The organism is Burkholderia sp. LMG 13014, assembly GCF_905232215.1.
GTDB lineage: Bacteria > Pseudomonadota > Gammaproteobacteria > Burkholderiales > Burkholderiaceae > Burkholderia.
This window is the reverse complement of sequence record NZ_CAJNKE010000461.1, coordinates 1-4,749: the sequence shown is the minus strand read 5'-3', so window position 1 is coordinate 4,749 and position 4,749 is coordinate 1. Positions and strand designations below refer to the sequence as shown.

The following is a 4,749-nucleotide window of genomic DNA, read 5'->3' as shown; positions in this document are numbered from 1 at the left end:
CCTTCGGGCCCCGCGGCGGCCGGCGGCGGCCACTGATCGTACCGATCGACAACCGAACCGGAGCACTCCATGAGCGTCATCCTCACCTGGGTCATCAACGCGCTCGCGCTGCTGATCATCACCTACCTCGTGCCGTCGATCCACATCAAGAGCTTCGGCACGGCGCTGATCATCGCGGTCGTGCTCGGCCTGATCAACACGGTGATCCGCCCGGTGCTGATCCTGCTGACGCTGCCCGTCACCATCGTCACGCTCGGGGTGTTCATCCTCGTCGTGAACGCGCTGTGTTTCTGGTTCGCGTCGTCGCTGCTGAAGGGCTTCGAGGTGTCGGGCTTCTGGTCCGCGTTCTTCGGTTCGATCCTGTACAGCATCGTGTCGTGGCTGCTGTCCGCGCTGATCTTCGGGCAGCGCGACATCGGCTGACCTTTTCGAATCATGAAACCGATCGAACTCTCGTTTGAATTCTTCCCGCCGAAGACGGCGGAAGGCGTCGAGAAGCTGCGCGCCACGCGTGCGCAGCTGCTGCCGCTGAAGCCGAAATTCGTGTCCTGCACGTTCGGCGCCGGCGGTTCGACGCAGCAGGGCACGCTCGATACGGTGCTCGACATGCAGAAGGACGGCCTCGAGGCCGCGCCGCACCTGTCGTGCATCGGCTCGTCGCGCGACAGCCTGCGCGCGATCCTCGACCAGTACCGCTCGTACGGCATCCGCCACATCGTCGCGCTGCGGGGCGACCTGCCGTCGGGGATGGGCGAAGTCGGCGAACTGCGCTATGCGTCGGAACTCGTCAGCTTCATCCGTGCCGAGCACGGCGACTGGTTCCACATCGAAGTCGCCGCGTATCCGGAGTACCACCCGCAGTCCCGCTCGCCGAAGGCCGATCTCGAGAACTTCGCACGCAAGGTGAAAGCCGGCGCGAATTCCGCGATCACGCAGTATTTCTTCAACGCGGACGCGTATTTCCGCTTCGTCGACGACGTGCGCAAGCTCGGCGTGGACGTGCCGATCGTGCCGGGCATCATGCCGATCACGAACTTCTCGCAGCTGATGCGTTTCTCGGAAATGTGCGGGGCGGAAGTGCCGCGCTGGGTCGCGCGCCGGCTCGAGAGCTTTGGCGACGATCGCGAGTCGATCCGCGCGTTCGGCGCGGACGTCGTCACGGGCCTGTGCCAGCGTCTCGTCGACGCGGGCGTCCCCGGGCTGCATTTCTACACGCTGAATGCGGCCGCGGCGACGAAGACGGTCTGCGAACGGCTCGTGTAAGCACGGCGCCTGCCTGCAGCACACACGAAAGCCCCGCCGGTTCCGCCGGCGGGGCTTTTTTCATCGGGCGCCGCGCGTCAGCGCTGCGCCTGCATCAGCGGCGGGCGGCGGTCGAACCACGGCCGCGCCTGTTCGAGCTGCCGGGCGAGCCTGAGCAGCAGCGCGTCGTCGGCGTGACGCGCGACGAACTGCACGCCGATCGGCAGCCCGCGTGCGTTCCAGTAGAGCGGTACCGACATCGCCGGCTGGCCGGTCAGGTTGAACAGCTCCGTGCAGCCGGCCCACGTGAACGCCTTTTCCGACGACTTCGCGAGCATTTCCTTCAGCAGCGGCTTCACCGGCAGCGCGGCGAGCACCTTCATCTGCGCTGATTCGAACGGCGTCGGCTGCAATTCGCCGATCTTCACCGGCGGGCCCGCGAGCGACGCGCACAGGATCGCGTCGTAGCGCGACACGAGGCCGGCCACCTGCACGGTGAGCTGGCGCTGCCATTCGAGCACGTCCGGCAGGCGCGTGCGCGCGAGGCGCCGGCCGACCACGGCCATCGCCCACGTCGCGGCTTCGAATTCGCCGCGCTTCGGCGTGCGGCCGGTCATCGCGCGCGCGCCGAGCACCATTTCCTCGGCGATCGTTGCCCATAGCGTGAGGAAGGTTTCGGCCGCGCGCGCGTAGTTGACGTGCAGCGTTGCCGGCTCGACATGGTGGCCGAGCGATTCGAGCAGCGCGGCCGCGTCGTCGAGCGCCGCGCGCGTGTCGTCGGCGAGCGCCGGCGCGAGCATCGGGTCGAGCACGAGGCCGATCCGCAGCGGGCCGGGCGGCGTGTCGAGTTCGCCGAGGAACGTGCCGGGTGCGCCGGTCGGCAAGGTCTGGCCGGTCGTCACGTCGAGCAGCAGCGCGCTGTCGCGCACGCTGCGCGTGACCGCATGCTGGACCACCAGCTCGCCGTTCGACGGCAGGTCGACGAGCACCGGGTTGCGGCTCGGCTTCAGGCCGAACAGCCCGCAGCACGACGCCGGAATGCGGATCGAGCCGCCGCCGTCGGACGCATGCGCGACCGGCACGATGCCGGCCGCGACGGCCGCCGCCGCGCCGCCGCTCGAGCCGCCGGGCGTGTGGTCGAGATTCCACGGGTTGCGGCACGCGCCGAACAGTTCGGGTTCCGTGTACGGCATCTGGCCGATCTCCGACGTGTTGGTCTTGCCGAACACGTTGAGACCGGCCGCGCGGCTGCGCGCGATCACCGGCGAATCGTCGGCGGGCACGAAATACCGGTAGTGCCGGCTGCCCATCGACAGCGGCAGCCCGGCGACCGCCGCACCGAGATCCTTCACGAGATAGGGAACACCGGCGAACGGCGCGTCGGCGCCGCCTTCGGGTAGGGTGGCCGCACGCTGGCGGGCGGCTTCGTAGTCTTGCAGCACGATCGCGTTGATCGCGCCGTTGACCGCTTCGGCCTGGCCGATCGCGGCGTCGAGCAGTTCGCGCGGGCTCGCCTTGCGTTCGCGCACCAGTGCGGCGAGGCCGATCGCGTCATGCGCGAGATAGTCCGAGTGCATCGCGGTCACCCCCGTTGTGACTCGTGGCGATGACAGCAGCATAACGCGGGCCCGGTGCGCGGGGCCCGCGGCCGGCCGATTTTAGAGGTGCTCGGCGAGGAAGGTCAGCGTGCGGCCGTGCGCGAGCGCCGCGGCGCGCTGGTTGTACGACGCGCGATCCGTGCAGTTGAAGCCGTGCTCGGCGCCCGGGTACACGTGGAACGACGCATCGCCGTGGCTGGCGAATGCGGCCTTCACCTGGTCGACGGCCGTGAGCGGGATCCCGTGGTCGTTTTCCGCGTAGTGGAACAGGATCGGCTGCGTGACCTTGTCGGCGAGATCGAGCGCGTTCTGGATGCCGCCGCCGTAGTAGGCCACGGCCGCGTCGATCTTGCCGGTCGCGGCTGCTCGGTATGCCAGCTGGCCGCCGAAGCAGTAGCCGATCGCGGCGATCTTGCCGGCCACTTCGGGGCGCGCGCGCAACGCATCGGCTGCCGCGCCGATGTCCGCGACCGCGAGACCCACGTCGGTCTTTTTCATCAGCTCGATGCCCTTGTCGCGATCCGCGCCTTCGTAGGTCAGCTCGACGCGCGGCTGCGTGCGCCAGAACACGTCCGGTGCGAGCGCGACGAAGCCGTCGGACGCGTACTGGTCGGCGACCGCGCGGATGTGCGAGTTCACGCCGAAGATCTCCTGGATGATGATGACGGCAGGGCCGGTGCCGCGCTTGGGCAGCGCGAGATAGCCGCCAAAGCTGTCGTTACCGGCGGGGATGTCGATCCATTGGGCTGTCACGTTCTGAACTCCTGGCGAACGGGGTGCGCGATGCGCGCCCCGGGGTGAAAGAGGGCGGCCTAGTGTGCCACTGATCCCGTGTCATTGCAGGGCACGCGCCCGCTTCTCGCGCAGCGATCGTTTCGATCTCGATTATTCATTTTTCGGCGCTGCGCCGCTTCGATAGAGTCGATGTGCCCGCCTTTACAAAGCGCTTTCGCGCATCGTCTTCGAAGGATTCACCATGTCTGCCCGCCAGTTTTCCACGCCCTTTTCCGAACGCTTCGGCCTGCGCCTGCCGCTCGTGCAGGCGCCGATGGTCGGCGCGACCACGACCGCGATGGTCGCCGCCGCATCGAATGCCGGCGCGCTCGGCAGTCTCGGCGCCGCCGCGTTCGCGCCCGAGCGCCTCGCGACCGAAGTCGACGCCATCCGTGCGGCGACCGATCGCCCGTTCGCAGTCAACCTGTTCGTGCTGCCGGACGCTGCGCCCGATGCGGCGACCGTCGCCCGTGCACTGGCCGCGATCGACCCGCTGAACGCGACGCTCGGGTTGCCGCCGGGCACTGCCCCCGCGCGCTACGCGCCCGACTTCCGTGCGCAGCTCGATGCGCTGGTGGCGTTGCGCGTGCCCGTGGCGAGCTTCACGTTCGGCGTGCTCGATGCGTCCGACGTCAAGCGCCTGAAGGTCGCCGGCACCTACGTGATCGGCACGGCGACGCATGTGGCCGAGGGGCTCGCATGGCAGGCGGCCGGCGCTGACGCGCTGTCCGCGCAGGGCGCCGAGGCGGGCGGCCATCGCGGCACGTTCATCGGTTCGGCCGACGACGCGCTGATCGGCACGCTCGCGCTCGTGCCGCAACTGGTCGACGCGACCGGCCTGCCCGTACTTGCCGCGGGCGGCATCATGGACGGCCGCGGAATCGCGGCCGCGCTCGCACTCGGCGCGCAGGGCGCGCAGCTCGGCACCGCGTTCCTCACCTGCACGGAAAGCGCGATCGCGGCGGACTGGAAGGCACGCCTGCTCGCGAGCGCCGATACGTCGACGCAGGTCACGCGCGCGATCACCGGCCGCCACGCGCGTGGCCTGCGCAACACGCTGATGGCCCGGCTCGGCGAACGCGTGGCCGATGCCGCGCCGTACCCGGTGCAGAACGCGCTCACGCAGCCGTTGCGC

Annotated in this window: 5 protein-coding genes; 3 read left to right on the top strand and 2 right to left on the bottom strand. The window is 69.3% G+C overall.

Going from position 1 to position 4,749, the window contains the following annotated elements; genetic code table 11:
* Positions 1-69 precede the first annotated feature (69 nt).
* Both JYJ84_RS28660 and metF read left to right on the top strand, forming a co-directional pair.
* Positions 70-423, top strand: coding sequence for a phage holin family protein (locus JYJ84_RS28660; protein WP_006477367.1), 354 nt, complete (start codon positions 70-72; stop codon positions 421-423).
* A 12-nt stretch (positions 424-435) separates the two neighbouring features.
* Positions 436-1,263: a methylenetetrahydrofolate reductase [NAD(P)H] gene (metF, locus tag JYJ84_RS28655; RefSeq protein WP_043185076.1), complete on the top strand. Its 828-nt coding sequence runs from the start codon at positions 436-438 to the stop codon at positions 1,261-1,263.
* 77 nt (positions 1,264-1,340) lie between these two features.
* Here the strand turns inward: metF and JYJ84_RS28650 are convergent, their stop codons facing one another.
* On the bottom strand, positions 1,341-2,819 hold the full coding sequence (locus JYJ84_RS28650; protein WP_122946579.1) for an amidase: 1,479 nt from the start codon (positions 2,817-2,819) through the stop codon (positions 1,341-1,343).
* Positions 2,820-2,900: 81 nt separating this feature from the next.
* A complete protein-coding gene (locus JYJ84_RS28645; RefSeq protein WP_122944142.1) occupies positions 2,901-3,593 on the bottom strand; it encodes a dienelactone hydrolase family protein in 693 nt (230 codons plus the stop codon).
* 223 nt (positions 3,594-3,816) lie between these two features.
* Here JYJ84_RS28645 and JYJ84_RS28640 point away from each other — a divergent pair.
* Positions 3,817-4,749: nitronate monooxygenase family protein (locus tag JYJ84_RS28640; protein ID WP_205189776.1), on the top strand; the 933-nt coding region annotated here is incomplete at its 3' end.

Coding starts and splice junctions, on each gene's coding strand:
- JYJ84_RS28660 (WP_006477367.1), top strand. CDS start 70: ATGAGCGTCATCCTCACCTGGGTCATCAACGCGCTCGCGCTGCTGATC.
- metF (WP_043185076.1), top strand. CDS start 436: ATGAAACCGATCGAACTCTCGTTTGAATTCTTCCCGCCGAAGACGGCG.
- JYJ84_RS28650 (WP_122946579.1), bottom strand. CDS start 2,819: ATGCACTCGGACTATCTCGCGCATGACGCGATCGGCCTCGCCGCACTG.